The sequence below is a fragment of the Nocardiopsis alba DSM 43377 genome (assembly GCF_000341225.1).
In the GTDB taxonomy this organism is placed as follows: domain Bacteria; phylum Actinomycetota; class Actinomycetes; order Streptosporangiales; family Streptosporangiaceae; genus Nocardiopsis; species Nocardiopsis alba.
Window position 1 is genome coordinate 21,619 of record NZ_ANAC01000023.1, and the last position, 14,833, is coordinate 36,451.

The 14,833-nt window shown below is 70.0% G+C and carries 15 protein-coding genes; 13 read left to right on the top strand and 2 right to left on the bottom strand.

The annotated features are described in order from the left end of the window. Nucleotides 1-51 precede the first annotated feature (51 nt). Both D451_RS26800 and D451_RS0121830 read left to right on the top strand, forming a co-directional pair. Complete coding sequence (locus D451_RS26800; protein ID WP_051067486.1) at nucleotides 52-1,323, top strand: MFS transporter; 1,272 nt, start codon at nucleotides 52-54, stop codon at nucleotides 1,321-1,323. 68 nt (nucleotides 1,324-1,391) lie between these two features. Then, a complete protein-coding gene (locus D451_RS0121830; RefSeq protein WP_017535967.1) occupies nucleotides 1,392-2,471 on the top strand; it encodes a TIGR04222 domain-containing membrane protein in 1,080 nt (359 codons plus the stop codon). An 86-nt stretch (nucleotides 2,472-2,557) separates the two neighbouring features. On the opposite strand, the gene D451_RS0121835 is transcribed toward D451_RS0121830, so the two are convergent. Then, nucleotides 2,558-3,109, bottom strand: a complete 552-nt coding sequence (locus tag D451_RS0121835; protein WP_017535968.1) for a hypothetical protein — start codon at nucleotides 3,107-3,109, stop codon at nucleotides 2,558-2,560. Nucleotides 3,110-3,441: 332 nt separating this feature from the next. Between D451_RS0121835 and D451_RS0121840 the strand changes: the two genes are divergently transcribed. From D451_RS0121840 to D451_RS0121850, 3 genes are read left to right on the top strand one after another with little or no spacing between them, the layout of a single operon-like run. Beyond that, nucleotides 3,442-4,701: an ABC transporter substrate-binding protein gene (locus D451_RS0121840; protein ID WP_017535969.1), complete on the top strand. Its 1,260-nt coding sequence runs from the start codon at nucleotides 3,442-3,444 to the stop codon at nucleotides 4,699-4,701. Beyond that, complete coding sequence (locus tag D451_RS0121845; protein WP_017535970.1) at nucleotides 4,698-5,678, top strand: carbohydrate ABC transporter permease; 981 nt, start codon at nucleotides 4,698-4,700, stop codon at nucleotides 5,676-5,678. Before D451_RS0121840 ends, D451_RS0121845 begins: the two co-directional genes overlap by 4 nt. Further along, nucleotides 5,675-6,529, top strand: coding sequence for a carbohydrate ABC transporter permease (locus D451_RS0121850; RefSeq protein ID WP_017535971.1), 855 nt, complete (start codon nucleotides 5,675-5,677; stop codon nucleotides 6,527-6,529). Before D451_RS0121845 ends, D451_RS0121850 begins: the two co-directional genes overlap by 4 nt. On the opposite strand, the gene D451_RS0121855 is transcribed toward D451_RS0121850, so the two are convergent. Further along, the gene (locus D451_RS0121855) at nucleotides 6,519-7,469 is read right to left on the bottom strand and encodes a ketopantoate reductase family protein (RefSeq protein ID WP_241463364.1); all 951 of its coding nucleotides are present in this window, start codon (nucleotides 7,467-7,469) and stop codon (nucleotides 6,519-6,521) included. The two genes, D451_RS0121850 and D451_RS0121855, sit on opposite strands and share 11 nt — an antisense overlap. Nucleotides 7,470-7,840: 371 nt before the next feature. Here D451_RS0121855 and D451_RS0121860 point away from each other — a divergent pair, with 371 nt between their 5' ends. The 8 genes from D451_RS0121860 (at nucleotide 7,841) to D451_RS0121895 (ending at nucleotide 14,762) form a co-directional block, all read left to right on the top strand. Next, nucleotides 7,841-8,149 (top strand): hypothetical protein, encoded by a 309-nt coding sequence (locus D451_RS0121860; protein ID WP_017535973.1) that lies wholly within the window; start codon nucleotides 7,841-7,843, stop codon nucleotides 8,147-8,149. A 235-nt stretch (nucleotides 8,150-8,384) separates the two neighbouring features. Continuing rightward, nucleotides 8,385-9,398: a Gfo/Idh/MocA family oxidoreductase gene (locus D451_RS0121865; RefSeq protein WP_017535974.1), complete on the top strand. Its 1,014-nt coding sequence runs from the start codon at nucleotides 8,385-8,387 to the stop codon at nucleotides 9,396-9,398. Then, nucleotides 9,391-10,260 (top strand): sugar phosphate isomerase/epimerase family protein, encoded by an 870-nt coding sequence (locus D451_RS0121870; protein ID WP_241463365.1) that lies wholly within the window; start codon nucleotides 9,391-9,393, stop codon nucleotides 10,258-10,260. The genes D451_RS0121865 and D451_RS0121870 overlap by 8 nt, the downstream gene beginning before the upstream one ends. Continuing rightward, a complete protein-coding gene (locus D451_RS0121875) occupies nucleotides 10,257-11,546 on the top strand; it encodes a M20/M25/M40 family metallo-hydrolase (protein WP_026125266.1) in 1,290 nt (429 codons plus the stop codon). Before D451_RS0121870 ends, D451_RS0121875 begins: the two co-directional genes overlap by 4 nt. After that, the gene (locus D451_RS0121880) at nucleotides 11,543-12,682 is read left to right on the top strand and encodes an Ldh family oxidoreductase (protein WP_014912624.1); all 1,140 of its coding nucleotides are present in this window, start codon (nucleotides 11,543-11,545) and stop codon (nucleotides 12,680-12,682) included. The genes D451_RS0121875 and D451_RS0121880 overlap by 4 nt, the downstream gene beginning before the upstream one ends. Then, nucleotides 12,679-13,608, top strand: coding sequence for a Gfo/Idh/MocA family protein (locus tag D451_RS0121885; RefSeq protein ID WP_017535976.1), 930 nt, complete (start codon nucleotides 12,679-12,681; stop codon nucleotides 13,606-13,608). Before D451_RS0121880 ends, D451_RS0121885 begins: the two co-directional genes overlap by 4 nt. Then, nucleotides 13,605-14,075, top strand: a complete 471-nt coding sequence (locus tag D451_RS0121890) for a DUF6917 domain-containing protein (RefSeq protein WP_014911186.1) — start codon at nucleotides 13,605-13,607, stop codon at nucleotides 14,073-14,075. Before D451_RS0121885 ends, D451_RS0121890 begins: the two co-directional genes overlap by 4 nt. 159 nt (nucleotides 14,076-14,234) lie before the next feature. Then, entirely contained in the window at nucleotides 14,235-14,762 is a 528-nt protein-coding gene (locus tag D451_RS0121895) for an EF-hand domain-containing protein (RefSeq protein WP_017535977.1), read from the top strand. Nucleotides 14,763-14,833: the final 71 nt, after the last annotated feature.

The following is a 14,833-nucleotide window of genomic DNA, read 5'->3' on the forward strand; positions in this document are numbered from 1 at the left end:
CCCGTACCCCCCTCTTTTTTCGTACGTCACGCAGAGAAGGAAGCGATATCCATGGCCACCCTCGTGGCGCGCGGTCCTCGAAGAGGGGGGACCCCGGAGTCCGGACACCGCCGAAGATCCCTCCCCGGATGGCTCGCGGTGTGCGGCATGCTCTTCGCCGTCGCCTGGGGCGGGAACGAGTTCACGCCCCTGCTCGTCATGTACCGCCTGGAGAGCGGCATGAGCGCCCAGGTCGTCAACCTCCTGCTCGGTGCCTACGTGCTGGGCATCGTGCCCGCGCTGCTCGTCGGCGGTCCGCTGTCGGACCGCTACGGGCGCCGTCCCCTCATGTTCCCGGCGCCGTTCCTGTGCGTGGCGGGAAGCGTCCTGCTGGCCCTGGGCTCCGAGACCGCGGCCCTGCTGTTCGCCGGGCGCGTCCTGTCGGGGCTGGCGCTCGGCCTGGTGATGGCGGTGGGCACCAGCTGGGTCAAGGAGTTGTCCCAGGCGCCGTTCGACCCGAAGGCCTCGGCGGGCGCCGGCGCCTCTCGGGCCTCGCTGGCCCTGACCCTGGGGTTCCTGCTGGGAGCGGTGGTGGCGGCCTCGCTGGCCCAGTTCGCCCCGATGGCGGCGATCCTGCCCTACACGGTCAACGTCGTGATCACCCTTCTGCTCGCGGTGGCGATGTTCGGCGCCCCCGAGACCCTGGAGCGCGGGGGAGGGGCGCGACGTCTGGTGGACGACCTGAAGGTCCCGAGCGCGCTGCACCGCCGCTTCCTCCAGGTGGTCGTGCCGATGGCCCCCTGGGTCTTCGGTGCCTCCGCCAGCGCCTACGCCGTCCTGCCCAACCTGTTGGCCGGTCGGGTGCCCGGTCAGGAGATCGGTTTCTCCGGACTGATGTGTCTGATCGCCCTGGCCTGCGGCGTGGTCGCGCAGCGGCTGATCGGGCGTCCGGCCGTCACGGACTCCGTGCGTCCGGTGATCGTCGCCCTGGCCGTCACCGCCGTCGGTATGGCCCTGGCGGCCTGGGCGACGGCCACGTCGAGCGTCCCGGCCGCGATGGTGGCCGCCGCCGTGTTGGGCGCCGGGTACGGGACGTTGTTGGTCACCGGGCTCCGGGAGGTCCAACGGGTGGCCGGCCCCGACGGTCTGGCGGGGCTGACCGCCGTCTTCTACTCGATCAGCTACCTGGGCTTCTTCGTTCCGGCGGTGTTGGAGGCCCTCACCCCCTGGTTCGACCACCAGGTCATGTTCGGGGCCGGTGCGCTGCTCGCCCTCGTCTGCGTCGTGGTGGTGGCCCTGTGCCCGAAGACCCTTTCGAAGGGTTCGGCGCGAAGGTCCGGTTGAGGGCCACCGGCGCATACCTTCGGTGCCTTCGGGTACACGCCGTTCCAGCGGAGTGAGAGGGTGGTCTCGTGGCCCAGGTGATGGTCTCCCTGGTCGTGGTGGTGTCGGTGGTGTACGCGGCCCTGTTCGCGGCCGGGGCCCACGCGGTGCGAAGACTGGAACGGGCCCGGGACGGTTCGGTCGGAAGGGTGGACGCCGCGTTCACCGAGCCGGTTCCTCCGTCGGTGGAGGAACTGGCCCTCTTGGCCGGGGGACCCGCGCGGCTGCTCCAGGTGTGCGCCCTCGATCTGCATCTGGGCGGTCTTCTCTACCATGGGAGCAGCTCTTCGGGTGCGTGGGCGGAACCGACGGACCGGGCCCGCCGCGACGTCGATCTCGACGCTCTGGAACCCGTCCGTCGTTCCCTGATACGCGAGCTCGCGGACGGGAGACGCTCCCCGAGCGAACTTCTGGGGAAGGTGGTCTCTCACTCCGAGGTGCGTGGGGCGTTGGAGAGGTTGCGCGAGCGTGGGCTGTGCACCGATGCCGAGGGGATCCACCGCCTCTGGCGACGGGCCGATCTCTTGAGCCGGATCACAGGGGCGGGGTTCTCGTTGCCCGCCGTGGTGGCGTGTATGTGCCTGTTCCTGGTGGCGCTCTACGGTGAATCCCCCCTCCTTCTCCTTCTCACGCCGCCCATGGTGGTGGCGACCTGGGCCTGCGTGGCGCTCTCACGAAGATGGGAACAGGAGATCGGCCCCAGGACCCCGGAGGGGGAGAGGCTCCTGAACCGGATCCGCGAGCATCTTCGGAGCCCTGTGGAAGGGGAGGACCACCGCCTCCACCGAGAGACGGTGCTGCGCAGGGTCGCGGCCTTCGGCAGGTTGGGCCTGCGTCTGTCCTCGGAGGAGTATCGGCGGACCGGGCACATGCCGCCTGCCGACGCGCGCGGCCCCGTGATCGAGCACGACGAGGTACGCTCCCCGGCTCTGCTCTGGGACTTCGTCAATGCCTTTCAGCCTGATCCGAGATCGCCTTTGTGGGTGGTGGTGGACGGTGGGGGAGTGGAGCGGGCTCCTCGGGAGTGGTCGCCTCGGATGTGGCAGGGGGAAGCCGAGATGAGCGGATGGTCGTACGCCCGCCACCGTCCACCGGTCGATCACGGCTGAAGGGGCATGACCGAGGCGCCGCCAATCGGACATGTCGCCCTTATATGGATCTACCACGTAAAGGTGGTGGCTCTTCTTCCTCCGGATCAACATTCCGGAGGGAAGGCGGCCCGATCGACGAGGGAACCCTGGTCGTCCTGGTGGGTTCCCACGTACACCCCGTCGTCGCCGGCCAGGGTCTCGGTGTCGAAGCGCAACGAGGCGATGTCGTTCTCGTTCTCGCCCTCCACCCCGGCCTCCGAGGTCACGCCCAACAGGTACTCCAGATCGGGGGAGCCCGGCGCGATCCGATAGGCGGGCGCCCCCGAACCGTCCGTGATGGTCCAGTCCTCGCCGGGCGCGGCCAGGTTCACCTCCAACGGCTGCTCGGAGAACTCCCTGGTGGCGGTCAACCGCCACTCGTGCTCCTCGGAGGACAGATCGATCCGGGCCGGAGGGCTGTCGCCGCACCAGGAGACCATGATCACGGGGAAGTGGTGGCGCGCCGAGAAGTGCCCGGTGGCGATGGCCCCCACGGCGCCGCCTTCGGGGGCGCACGCGGACAGCAGGAGGCAGGCCAAGGGCAGAGCGACCAGGAGCGAGGCCGCCGACGGTCGGGAGATCGACCTTCGGGCGGTGGAGCGTTGGAGGATGGACATGCCGTGATTGTGCCAAGCCCCGTGCCCGTCCATGGGCGGTCCCGCGTGCCGTCGGGGTCTCGGAGAACCGGAGAACACAGGTCAGGGTGGGCCTGGGTGCCGATCCTCCTCGAGGGGCGGCTCCGGCGTGTCATGTGCCGCGCGGAGGGGCGGCGTCTCTCCGGACCCGGAACGCCCATGGGCCACGGGAATCCCGTCCGGAAACAACGGACATCCCCCCTTGACGGGGGACACGTGTGAGCGAAGGATGGCACGGCAGTCGAATGGGTGATCTGGGACACGCGAGGTGATGTGCCGTCTCGGAAGGGGCGGCCATCCGAGAAGGGACGCGCATGCGTGTACGGCGGCGGTCGGTCGCGGCGGGGACGTTGGGGCTGGTGCTCCTGGCCTCCGGGTGCGGAGGCGGAGGTGGGGGAGCCGACCAGGTCGAGGTCTTCTCCTGGTGGACCGGTGGTGGTGAGGAGGCCGGGCTGGAGGCGCTCATCGAGCGCTTCGAGGAGGACAACCCCGGGGTCGAGTTCGTCAACGCGGCCGTGGCCGGAGGGTCGGGGACCAACGCCCAGGCCGTCCTGGAGGGGCGGTTGCAGAGTCAGGATCCGCCCGACTCCTTCCAGGGGCACGCCGGGGCCGAACTCCAGGACTACATCGAGGCGGGCTACCTCCAACCGCTGGACGACTTCTACGACGAGCAGGGGTTGCGCGAGGCCCTGCCGGACCAGTTGATCGAGCAGATCTCCTATGAGGGCGAGGTCTACTCGGTCCCGGTCAACATCCACCGTTCCAACGTGCTGTGGTTCAACCCCTCGCTGTTGGAGGAGGCCGGGGTGGAGGGCCCGCCCGAGACCCTCGACGAGTTGGTGGAGGCCCTGGAGGCGGTCGCGGAGGAGACCGACGCCATCCCCATGGCGGTGGGTGCGCAGTGGACCGTCTCGCACCTGTTGGAGTCGGTGCTGTTGGGTTCCCTGGGTCCCGACGCCTACAACGGTCTGTGGGAGCCGGGGGCCGATTGGGGCACCCCGGAGGTGGCCGAGGCGCTGGAGACCTTCGAGGTGATCCTGGACCACACCCAGGAGGAGTCCGCGGCCGAGGACTGGCAGGAGGCGTCGCGTCGGGTCGCCGACGGCGAGGCGGCCTTCAACATCATGGGCGACTGGGCGGCCGGGTACTTCGACGAAGTGGGAGCGCTCCCCGGAGAGGATTACGACTGGGTGGCCTCGCCCGGGACCGACGGCACCTACATGTGGTTGTCGGACAGTTTCACCCTGCCGGTGGGGGCTCCCAACGAGGAGGCGGCGCTGAGCTGGCTCGAACTGGTCGCCGGTCGTGAGGGGCAGGACGTCTTCAACCCGCTCAAGGGGTCCATCCCCGCGCGTGAGGACGCCGATCCGGCCCACTACGCCGACAGTCCCTATCTGGAGTCGGCCCTGGCCGAGTGGCAGGCGGGTCCCGAGCTGGCGGGGTCGTTCTGGCACGGGGTGGCCGTGGGCAACCGGTGGAAGAACGACGTCGACACCGCCGTCGGGCTGTATCTGGGCGACGGTGACCTGGAGGCGTTCAACGACGCGTTGCACGAGGCCGCGCGGTCCGAATGAGCGTCTCCGAGAAAAGGGCGGGCGGCGCGGTCGGGTCCGGTCCGGGCCGCGTCCCCGCCCAGATGTCACCGTGGCGCCGTGCGCTGGTCCGTTCCCGCTCGTGGCTGCCCGGGCTCCTGTTGGTCTCCCCGTCGATCCTGCTCATCGGGGTGTTCGTCTACGGCATGATCGGCTGGAACACCCGGCTGGCGTTGAGCGACCGGCATCGGCCGGTGCAGGAGGGGGAGTTCGTCGGTCTGACGAACTTCGTGTCCTTGTGGCAGGAGGCCCGTTGGCCGGCGGCGGTGGGCAACGCGGTCGTGTTCACGGTGGTCTTCGTCGGTGGAGCGCTGCTGCTGGGGTGGTTCCTGGGGCTGTTGTTGGACAAGGGGATACGGGGAGAGGCGGTCTTCCGCACCCTGTTCCTGGCGCCGATGGCGGTCTCCTTCATCGCGACCGGTGTGGTGTGGCGGTGGTTGATGAACCCCGCCCCGGCGGAGCGGGCGACCGGGCTCAACGCCCTGTTCGTCCATCTGAACCTGGACTTCCTGGTCAACGATTGGTGGACCGCTCCGGATCTGGGGATGGCGGCGATGGCCCTGCCTGCGATCTGGCAGTTGGCCGGGTACGTCATGGCTCTGTTCCTGGCGGGCTTTCGCGGGGTTCCGGAGGAGTTGCGCGAGGCGGCCCGGGTGGACGGTTGTTCGGAGTGGGGCGTGTACCGGCATGTGGTGATGCCGCAGTTGAGGCCGGTGTTATTGAGCTCGGTGATCATTCTGGGGCACATGTCGCTGAAGGTGTTCGATCTGATCATCGCGATCGCGGGGCAGCAGATCGTGGCGGACGTGCCCGCCGTGTACATGTGGGCGATGGTCTTCGAGGTCCGTGATCCGGCCAAGGGCGCCACGATCGCCTCCTATCTGTTGATCGCGGTGGCGTTGTTCGTCGTCCCCTATCTGGTGTGGAGTGTGCGCAAGGAACGGAGCGAGGGCCGATGAGCACGCGAGCGACCGCGGTCGGCGAGAGGACGGGCCGGGCGCGGAGCGGGCGTATGGTCCGGTTCGTCCTGCTGTTCGCCCTGGCGGTGTTGTTCATGCTGCCGATGTACGTGCTGTTGGTGACGGGGTTCAAGCCCTTCGACGAGGCCACCGCGGCCCGGGCCTGGCTGCCTCCGCAGACCTGGAGCGTGGAGGGGTGGGCGGCCGCCTGGCAGGCCTTGGCCCCGGGGTTGCGCAACAGTGTGATGGTGGCGGTGCCCAGCGCGGTGCTCTCCGCGGTGTTGGGGTCGATGAACGGGTACGTGATGGCGCGTTGGCGCTTTCCGGGCGCGGACACGGTGTTCACGCTGTTCCTGTTCGGGATGTTCATCCCCTATCAGGCGGTGATGATCCCGCTCCAGCAGATGTTGGTGGGCGCGAACCTGATGGGCGGGTTGTTCCCGTTGATCCTGGCGCACACCGTGTACGGGATCCCGATCTGCACGTTGATCTTCCGGAACTACTACGCGAGTATTCCGCCGGCGTTGGTGGAGGCGGCCCGGGTGGACGGCGCGGGCATGCTGCGCACCTACGCCTCGGTGGTGTTGCCGGTGTCGGCGCCGGCGTTCGCGGTCACGTTGATCTGGCAGTTCACCTCGGCCTGGAACGATTTCCTGTTCGCGGTGTTCCTGACCGGGCCGAACAGTTGGCCGGTGACGGTGCAGTTGAACAACGTGGCCGGGTCGATGGTGGTGCCCTACAACCAGCAGATGGCGGCGGCGGTGTTGGCGTCGTTGCCGACGTTGGTCGTCTATCTGGTGTTGGGGCGGTTCTTCATGAGGGGGTTGATGGCGGGCGCGCTCAAGGGGTGACGGGGGCGGTCGCGGGCGGGTTCTCGCGGCCGGCCGTGTAGACGCTCAGGTGGGTGTGGGCCAGGGAGAGCAGGGGTGTGGGCACTCCGAGTTCCCGGCCTCGGGCGACCAGGTCGCCGACGATGTGGTCGCCCTCCACCGGGTTGTCGTGGGTCAGGTCCCAGTACATGGAGGTGGAGGTCTCGCGTTCGGTGTCGCCGATGATCCGGTCGGCGAGGGCGCGGATGCGTTCGCCCGGGGGGTATCCGGCGGCGGTGGCCACGGCCATGGCCTCGGCGAACATCGCCGCGCTGAACTCGGAGCCGCCGGGGGCCCGGTTGACGCGGCCGATGGGGGCGCGCATCAGGCAGGTGGCGGCTCCCAGGCTCGCGAGGAAGACCCACTTGTCCCACATCTCCTGGCGGATGTCCTCGGCGGTGCGGGCGGTGAAGGCGGCGCCGTGCAGAGCCTTGTGCACTTGTTCGGGTGCGAGGACCGGGGTGCGGCTCACGGGTCCGTAGACGAGTTCGCCCATCTTGCCGACCTCGATGATCTCTCCGGAGTCGCCGAGGCGGGTCATCACCATGCTCACGCCGCCGTAGACGCGGTCGAGGCCGAAGCGGTCGACGAGTACGTCCAGGTGGCGCATGCCGTTGAGGAAGGGGACGACCACGGTGTTCGGGCCCATGGCGGGGGTCAGGTCGGCGACGGCGCCCTCCAGTCCGTAGGACTTCACGGCGAGGACGACGAGGTCGTATTCGGGGCGCAGGAGGTCGGCGGTGACGGGGCGTACGGGGATCCGTTCGGTCGCGCCGTCGACGGTGCGCAGGTTCAGGCCTCGTTCGCGCAGGAGTTCGGCGCGTGGGGGGCGGACCAGGAAGTCGACGTCACGTCCGGCCTGGACGAGTCGGGCGCCGAAGTATCCGCCGACCGCTCCGGCTCCCACGACAAGGATTCTCATGCTGCTCCCACCCGATGGTTCGTGATCACCGCAAAACGTACGGCTCCGGGAGGGAGGTCGGCAAGGCCCGGTGGTGTTCGGGGGCCGGTCGTCGGGGTGTGATCGGGTCGGGGAGCGGATGGGGCGGGTGGGGACGACTCGCCCTTAGCGGTCGCGTGTGTTCGGTGGCCGAAGAATGAGATGTCGGATTATTGGTGTTATGTTCCTGCGGTTTTATGGGTCCGGAAATCGAGGTCCGAAAAGGTTTTCCGGGATATCGGGGTTGCGCTCCCCCTCGGGTTCGGAGAGGATCCTTCCGAAACCCTCCGTGTTATCGGTTAAAAAGAGGGTTGTTTTCATGAAACGTACATGAGATGAGAAAGGATGGTGGAATGAAGGCGTTGTCCACCGTGGCCGCCCTTGTCCTCGGCGGTGTGCTTTTGGGGGCCTCCCCGGCGCACGCGGCGACCGGCGAGGTCGTGGTCTTCAAGACCGAGCTCGAAGACCTGGAGCGCTACACCGATCCGGCCTCGGGAGGCTGTCACCGGCTCCCCGCGACCGCGCACGTGCTGTTCAACATGACCGACACGGAGGTGCGCATCCACCCGGGCACCACCTGCTTCGCCCCCGGTGTCCCGGTCGCCCCTGACCGCGGATGGCACGCTCCGCCCAGCGGCCTCTTCAGCTTCTCGGTGGCCTGACCCCTCCGGAGCGCAAAAGGGATGAACTCCGCTAATCGTTGATCTCTCCCTTTCTTGTCTCTTTCTTCCTGATTGAGGAATGCCCTCCGTCGGGTTTTGGGGTGTGAGAACCGGTTCTATTCTTTGACTCCGTTCCGCGGTCGCAAGAGGATGAGTGCCCGTTCATGGCTCCGCGTGTCCGACAGGAACGCCGAGCGGTACGGGTACCAGAGAACCGGAAAGGTGTCGGCCCTTCATGCTGCACACCCTCATCGTCGGCTTGGGTAGATCCGGACAAGGGCTGCACGCGCCGTCGCTCGCCAAGGCGCGGGCGGCGGCACCCGACCTCTTCGCCCCGGGGCCGATCCTGGGCTACGATCCTCTGCACGAGAGGGCCGACGGGATACACGTGGTCGACTCCCCGGAGGAGGCGGCGCGGCTGTACCCGTCGGAGCGGACGGTCGTCCACCTGTGCACCCCGCCGCGGCTGCGCGTGGAGATGCTGGGACACCTGGCCGATCTGGGCTACCGCCGGATCATCGTGGAGAAGCCCCTGGCCCTGGACCTGGTGGAGCTCGCCGGCATCGCGCGTCTGCGCCGCTCCCGGGGGCTGGACCTGAACGTGGCGACGCCGTGGTCGGCCAGCTCCCTGACCCGGCGGCTGGTCGCGGTCCGACGTTCCGGGGTCTTCGGCGGGCTGCGCGCCATCACGGTGATCCAGAACAAACCCCGGTTCACCCGGAGCCTGGAGTCCACCTCCCACCCCACGGCCTTCGACGTCGAGGTCCCGCACGCCCTGGCCGCGGCCGTCTCCCTGGCGGGCGACGCCGACGTGGTCTCGGCCGATCTGTCGGACATGACCGTCGAGGGGCTGCGGATGCCCGGTCTGGGCGGGGCCCGGATGGAGCTGGCGCACCGGAGTGGAACCCTCACCCGGATCGAGTCCGACCTGACCTGTCCGACCCGGGAACGCCGGATCGTGCTGGAGTTCGACACGGCCGTCCTGACCGGCCACTACCCGTGCAGCGAGGCGGACCACACCGCGCAGCTCTCGGTGACCGTCGCGGGGCGCGAGCCCGCCCGTTCGGTCTTTCCCGACGACGCCCTGACCGCGCTCCTGCGCTCCTGCTACGGCCGCTACTCCCGCCCTTGGGGCGGTGGCGGCGACCTTCCCACGCAGATCGAGGCGGTCCGTCTGCTGGCCGAGGCCAAGCGTCTATGCGCGCCCACGACCGTGGAGAGGGAGGTCGACAGTGCCGTCGGTGCCTGAGTCCTCACCTCTGGCCGGGATCGGTGACGAGGCCGCCCCCGACCTGGCGGGCCAACTCGACGCGGTGCGCGAGCTGGGCTGGAACCTTCTGGAGCTGCGCACCCTGGACGGGGTGCCCGTCGCCGAGCTGGGGGAGGAGGAGTTCGCGCGGGCGGCGGACCGGATCGGGGAGGCCGGGGTCGAGGTGGTCGCCGTGGCCGCCAAGATCGGTGACTGGTCCCGCCCGGTGACCGGGGACTTCGCCGTCGATCTTGCCGAACTCGACGTTCTGGCCCGACGCTGCGCCCGTCTGGGGACGCGCATGGTGCGGATCATGTCCTTCCCGTCCGGGGGGACGGCCGAGCCGGAGTGGGGGCGGATCGCGCGGTCCCGGGTGCGCGAACTGGCGCGCAGGGCCGAGGACGCCGGTCTGCTGTTGGTCCACGAGAACTGCGCCGGTTGGGCCGGGGACGACGCCGACCGGGCGCTGGCGTTGGTGGCCGAGGCCGACAGTCCGGCGCTGCGGCTGCTGTTCGACACCGGTAACGGGATCGCCCACGGCTACGACGCTCCGGCGCTGCTCGCGCCCTTGGCGGAGTACGTGGCCCACGTCCACGTCAAGGACGCGGTCGCCGTACCCGGAGGCGAGACGGCCTACGTGTCGCCGGGCGAGGGAGAGGCCGGCGTCGAGGAGTGTCTGCGGATCCTGGAGGACCACGGCTATCGGGGGGCGCTGTCCATCGAACCCCACCTGCACCTGCGCCCCCACCTGCGGGCGTCCGGGGCCGACCCGGGCCGGGGGGACCGGGCCGCGTTCGTCGAGTACGGGCGGGCCACGGAGGAGCTCGTCCGTCGGGTCCGGAACGAGGGGGCGCTTCGATGAGGGCCGCCCTGAACCCCTCCGACCACGCCCTGCTGCTCAGGTCGATGGAGATCCCCACCGCCGGCCCCCTGGAGGTCGGCGCGGACGGGCCCGCGCCCCGGCTGTGGGAGGCCCAACGGGAGTACGCGAAGGCCGCCGGGGAGCTCGGCTTCCGGGTGGTACGCCACGCCCCGGCCGACCCGGCCGACCTGGACCGTCCCGGGGTCCCCGAGACCGTGCGCGCGGCTGCGACGGCCGACCCCCGGTTCCTGGAGGAACAGCCGAGCCTGGTCCTGCGTCTGGGGCCGGACGAGGTGCCGCGCGAGCGCACCGTGATGTTCAACGTGCACCTGGACACCGTGGCCGGGAACCCTCCGGTCTCCTTCGACGGGAAGGTCTTTCGCGGACGCGGCGCCATCGACGCCAAGGGGCCCGCGGTGGCCCTGCTGGCCGGGGCGCGCGCCGCCCTGGAGCGGTCCGAGCGGGTCGGCCGCGACAGCGCGGTGATCGTCCAGGCCGTCGCGGGCGAAGAGGGCGGCGCCATGGGCGTCCTGGGCACCCGGCCCCTGGTGGAGCGCGGGTACGTGGGGCGGCTCAACGTGTTCTGCGAACCCACCTCCGGACGCTTCTCGACCCGGAGCACGGCGTCGATGACCGCCCGGGTGTCGGTGCGCGGCGACGACGCGATCGACGACCGTCCGCACACCGGCCACAACGCCTCCGTCCTGTCGGGGTTCCTGGCCCAACGGATGGGTCGGCTCCTGGACTCCTACGCCGGAAGCGGAGCGGTGTGCGTGGCCGGCCTGTGGACCGGCACCCTGCACAACCGGGTCTACGGCGGCGGAGATCTGCTGTTCAACCTCTCCTACGGCGACGCGGAGACCGGCCGTGTCCTGGAGGCGGCGGTGACCGAGGCCTTCGAGACCGCGTTGACGGAGTTCGTCGCCGAGTTCTCCGACACGACCCTGTTCGCCCGTACCGCGCGGGACGCACGCCGGATCACCCGACTGGACTGGCCCAAGCGCGGACTGCCGGTGCTGGACGATCACGACACCCGGGGCCACGACCTGCTGCGGCGGGCCGGGGTGCCCGAGTGGCCCGCGGACGAGCCGGCCTTCACCTGCGACGCCATCTGGGCGGCGGGGATCCCCGACACGTGCTCGGTCGTCCTGGGCCCCGGTGACCTGGCCGCCCACGGGGCGCACGGCGACGACGAGTCCGCCCGCCTGTCCGACCTCGACGGGTTCGCCGAGACGGTGGCCCGTCTACTGACCGCCTTCACCCAAGAGACGAACGGAGGATCGTGACCACCCTCTCCTCGGAGTCACCGAGAACCGCCCCGTCGGGGTCGACCGTCCTGGTCGACCCCGACGAACTGAACCTCTTCGTCACGGAGATGTTCGTCCACCGCGGAATGCCCCGGGACCGTGCCGTCGAGTCGGCGCGCGCCCTGTGCCACGGCGACCTGACCGGGATGGACTCGCACGGCGTGGCCAACCTGGCGGGCCTGTACCTGCCCCTGCTCGACGAGGGCCGGGCCGACCCCCGGGCCGAGCCGTCGATCGTGACCGACCTGGGCGCCGCCCTGCTGGTCGACGCGCGGCGCTCCCTGGGATTGTGGTCGGCCTCCTGGGCGATGGATCTGGCCGTGGAGCGGGCCGAACGGCACGGGGTGGGGATGGTGTCGGTCCGTGACGCCACCCACCTGGGCTGCGCCGGGTTCCACGCGCTGCGCGCGGCCGAGCGGGGCATGATCGGCGTGGTCTCCAGCAACTGCGGCGGGCAGCGGATCGCCCGCCCGCCGGGCGGCGCGGTGGCGATGTTGGGGACCAACCCGCTGGCCGTCTCGGCCCCGGCGGGAGGGCATCCGCCCTTCCTGTTGGACATGAGCACCACCGCGGCCCCGACCGGGAGGGTCCGGCAGGCGGCCCGGGAGGGGCGCGTGCTGCCGGAGGGGTTGCTGTGCGACGACCGGGGTGCTCCGGTCACCGATCCGGCCGCCTTCGACGCCGGGGACGCGCATCTGATGTGGCTGGGCGGTCATGTGGGCCGGTTCAAGGGCTTCGGGCTGGGGCTGGTGGTCGAGGTGCTCTCGGCTCTGGTCTCGGGTTCGGGGCGCGGTCCGCACGAGGACGCGTTGGAGGGGGACGGCGGTCCGAGCGGGCGCGACGACGACATCGGTCTGCTGTTGCTGGCCATCGCCCCCGATGCCCTGAGGCAGGGGGCGGAGGCCGACGCCGAGGGCCTGTTCGGCGCGCTGCTGGACTGCCCGCCCACCGACCCGGATCTGCCGGTGCGCTATCCCGGATGGCACGAACACCACTACGCCCGTGAGCGGGCCGAGCACGGTGTGCCGCTGCCCGCCGCCCTGTACGCGGTTCTGGTGGAGCAGGGCCAACGGGCCGGGGTCCGGGTGCCCGAGGTACGAGGAGGGGCACGATGAACGAGGGACCGTTGCGCGTGGGGGTCGTGGGGCTGGGCTTCATCTCCCGCTTCTACCTGGCGGCGTTGGAGGCCTCCCCGGCCTGGCGGACGGTGGCGGTGTGCGACCTGGACCCCGCCAAGGTCGCCGATCCGCCCGAGGGGGCGGTGGGCCACACCGACCACACCACGATGTTGGACGAGGTGGAGCTGGACGCGGTCGTGGTCACCGCGCCCAACGACGCCCACGCCCGGATCTGCGCGGACGCCCTCGAACGGGGGGTCGCGGTCTGTGTGGAGAAGCCCCTGGCCCTGACCCCGGCCGAGGGAGAGCCCTTGGTGGCTCTGGCCCGGGAGCGCGGGGCGGCGCTGTTCACCGCCTTCCACCGCAGGTACAACTCCGAGTTCCTGGCCCTGCGGGAACGGTTGGAGGGGAGCGTTCCGGCGGAGGTGACCGTGCGCTACCTGGAACGGATCGAGGAGCACACGGGGGACGACACCTGGTACCTGGACCCGGCACGGTGCGGCGGCGGATGCGTGGCCGACAACGGACCCAACGCCTTCGATCTGGTGGAGGCACTGGTGGGGCGGGTCGAGGTGGACACAGCGAGGGTGGACTACGACTCCTCGGGTGTGGACCGTCGAGCGGACATCGGCCTGGTCGCCACGGGGGCCCGGGCCAGGGTCCTGCTCGATTGGTCCCACCCGGGGGAACGCAAGGACGTCGAGGTGCGCACGGTCGACGGTCGGGTCCTGAGCGCCGACATGTTGGCCGGCCGCCCGGCGTTCAAGGAGTCGCTGTGGCACGAGTACGAGGGCATTGTGGCCGACTTCGAACGTCGGGTGCGCGAGGGCGCGCAGGACGGCGCGGGGACGTCGGCGCTGCGCCTGGTCGAGGACGTCTACCGCGAGGCGCGGGAGAACGAGGGGGAGAGGGTGGGCTCGTGAACCCGTGTGAGGACGGGCCCAAGCGGAACGTCACCGGGAGCCTGGTCAAGGTGCTGGTGCACCGCAGGACCGAGCGCGGGATGCGGTTGGAGCCGTTCGCGAGCCGGTGCGTGCGCGCGGGCGAGGTCCACGAGCTGGTCGCCACCGATCACACCGAGACCGAGGAGGGCGCCCGGATCGACCGGGTGGGCTTCCTCGGCTTCGCCGAGATCACCTCGGCGGGGGTCGTGGATCGAGGGGATCGGGTGTGGATCGGGGGGCGCCTGGTGGGCGTGGTCCTGGGCTTCGACGCCTGCCACACGCCCAACCACTACAACGTGTTGATCCACGCCGCCCCCATCCCCACCGGAGCCTCTCTGGGGTTGGCTCCCGAGGAGGGTCTGGTCTTCGAACAGGGGAGTGCGGACACGCCCGGGGACGACCCTTTCGCGAGGGTCGAAGAAAATGTCGAAGAATGTCCGATATAAAAGTCGCATTCATCTCTCCATTTTTCTCTGTTCTGGTTTTAGCGGGTGTCTTGAGGCTGTAATCTTTTCGTGGGTTGAGGGAGATCGACCGATCACCCGAGCGACTCATTCTATTTATTGAATTCGCTTTTTCCATACGGTGATCCGAGGGAGAAACATATGACGACCGCTACCAAGGCCGAGAACCGTCTCGAAGAGCGTTTCCGTCTGTGGGACCACGACGGCAACGGCACCATCGAGCGCTCGGACTTCGTGGCCGAGGCCGAGGGCATCCTGGAGCGTCTGGGTGCCGCGGGCACGCCCAAGGGCGACGCCCTGCGCGACAGCTACCTGGCCATGTTCGACCTCCTCGCGGAGGCCGCCGGCACCGACCGGATGAGCCAGGACAAGTTCGTCGAGGTCGCCGAGCAGGAGATCGTCAGCAAGGGCGACGCCGGCTTCAAGCGGGTCGTCGAGCCGACCATCCAGGCCATCGTCGACGTGCTCGACACCGACGGTGGCGGCGAGGTCAGCCCGTCCGAGATGGAGAAGTGGTTCGCCGCCATCGGTCTCAGCGGCGCGCAGGCCGACGACGCCTTCAGGCAGATCGACGTCGACGGCAGTGGCGACCTGTCCACCGCCGAGCTGGTCGCCGCCGTGCGCGACTACCACCTCGGCAAGAACGACATCCCCCTCCTGGGCGCCTGACGACTTCTCGACGTCCCCCTTCCGGCCCGGCCGCGGCTCCCCCCGCGGCCGGGCCCCGCCCCCTTTTCCTC

Excerpts from the sequence above, each read along its gene's own strand:
- D451_RS26800 (WP_051067486.1), top strand. The coding sequence starts at position 52 with ATGGCCACCCTCGTGGCGCGCGGTCCTCGAAGAGGGGGGACCCCGGAG.
- D451_RS0121835 (WP_017535968.1), bottom strand. The coding sequence starts at position 3,109 with ATGTCCATCCTCCAACGCTCCACCGCCCGAAGGTCGATCTCCCGACCG.
- D451_RS0121840 (WP_017535969.1), top strand. The coding sequence starts at position 3,442 with ATGCGTGTACGGCGGCGGTCGGTCGCGGCGGGGACGTTGGGGCTGGTG.
- D451_RS0121845 (WP_017535970.1), top strand. The coding sequence starts at position 4,698 with ATGAGCGTCTCCGAGAAAAGGGCGGGCGGCGCGGTCGGGTCCGGTCCG.
- D451_RS0121850 (WP_017535971.1), top strand. The coding sequence starts at position 5,675 with ATGAGCACGCGAGCGACCGCGGTCGGCGAGAGGACGGGCCGGGCGCGG.
- D451_RS0121855 (WP_241463364.1), bottom strand. The coding sequence starts at position 7,469 with ATGAGAATCCTTGTCGTGGGAGCCGGAGCGGTCGGCGGATACTTCGGC.
- D451_RS0121860 (WP_017535973.1), top strand. The coding sequence starts at position 7,841 with ATGAAGGCGTTGTCCACCGTGGCCGCCCTTGTCCTCGGCGGTGTGCTT.
- D451_RS0121865 (WP_017535974.1), top strand. The coding sequence starts at position 8,385 with ATGCTGCACACCCTCATCGTCGGCTTGGGTAGATCCGGACAAGGGCTG.
- D451_RS0121875 (WP_026125266.1), top strand. The coding sequence starts at position 10,257 with ATGAGGGCCGCCCTGAACCCCTCCGACCACGCCCTGCTGCTCAGGTCG.
- D451_RS0121885 (WP_017535976.1), top strand. The coding sequence starts at position 12,679 with ATGAACGAGGGACCGTTGCGCGTGGGGGTCGTGGGGCTGGGCTTCATC.
- D451_RS0121895 (WP_017535977.1), top strand. The coding sequence starts at position 14,235 with ATGACGACCGCTACCAAGGCCGAGAACCGTCTCGAAGAGCGTTTCCGT.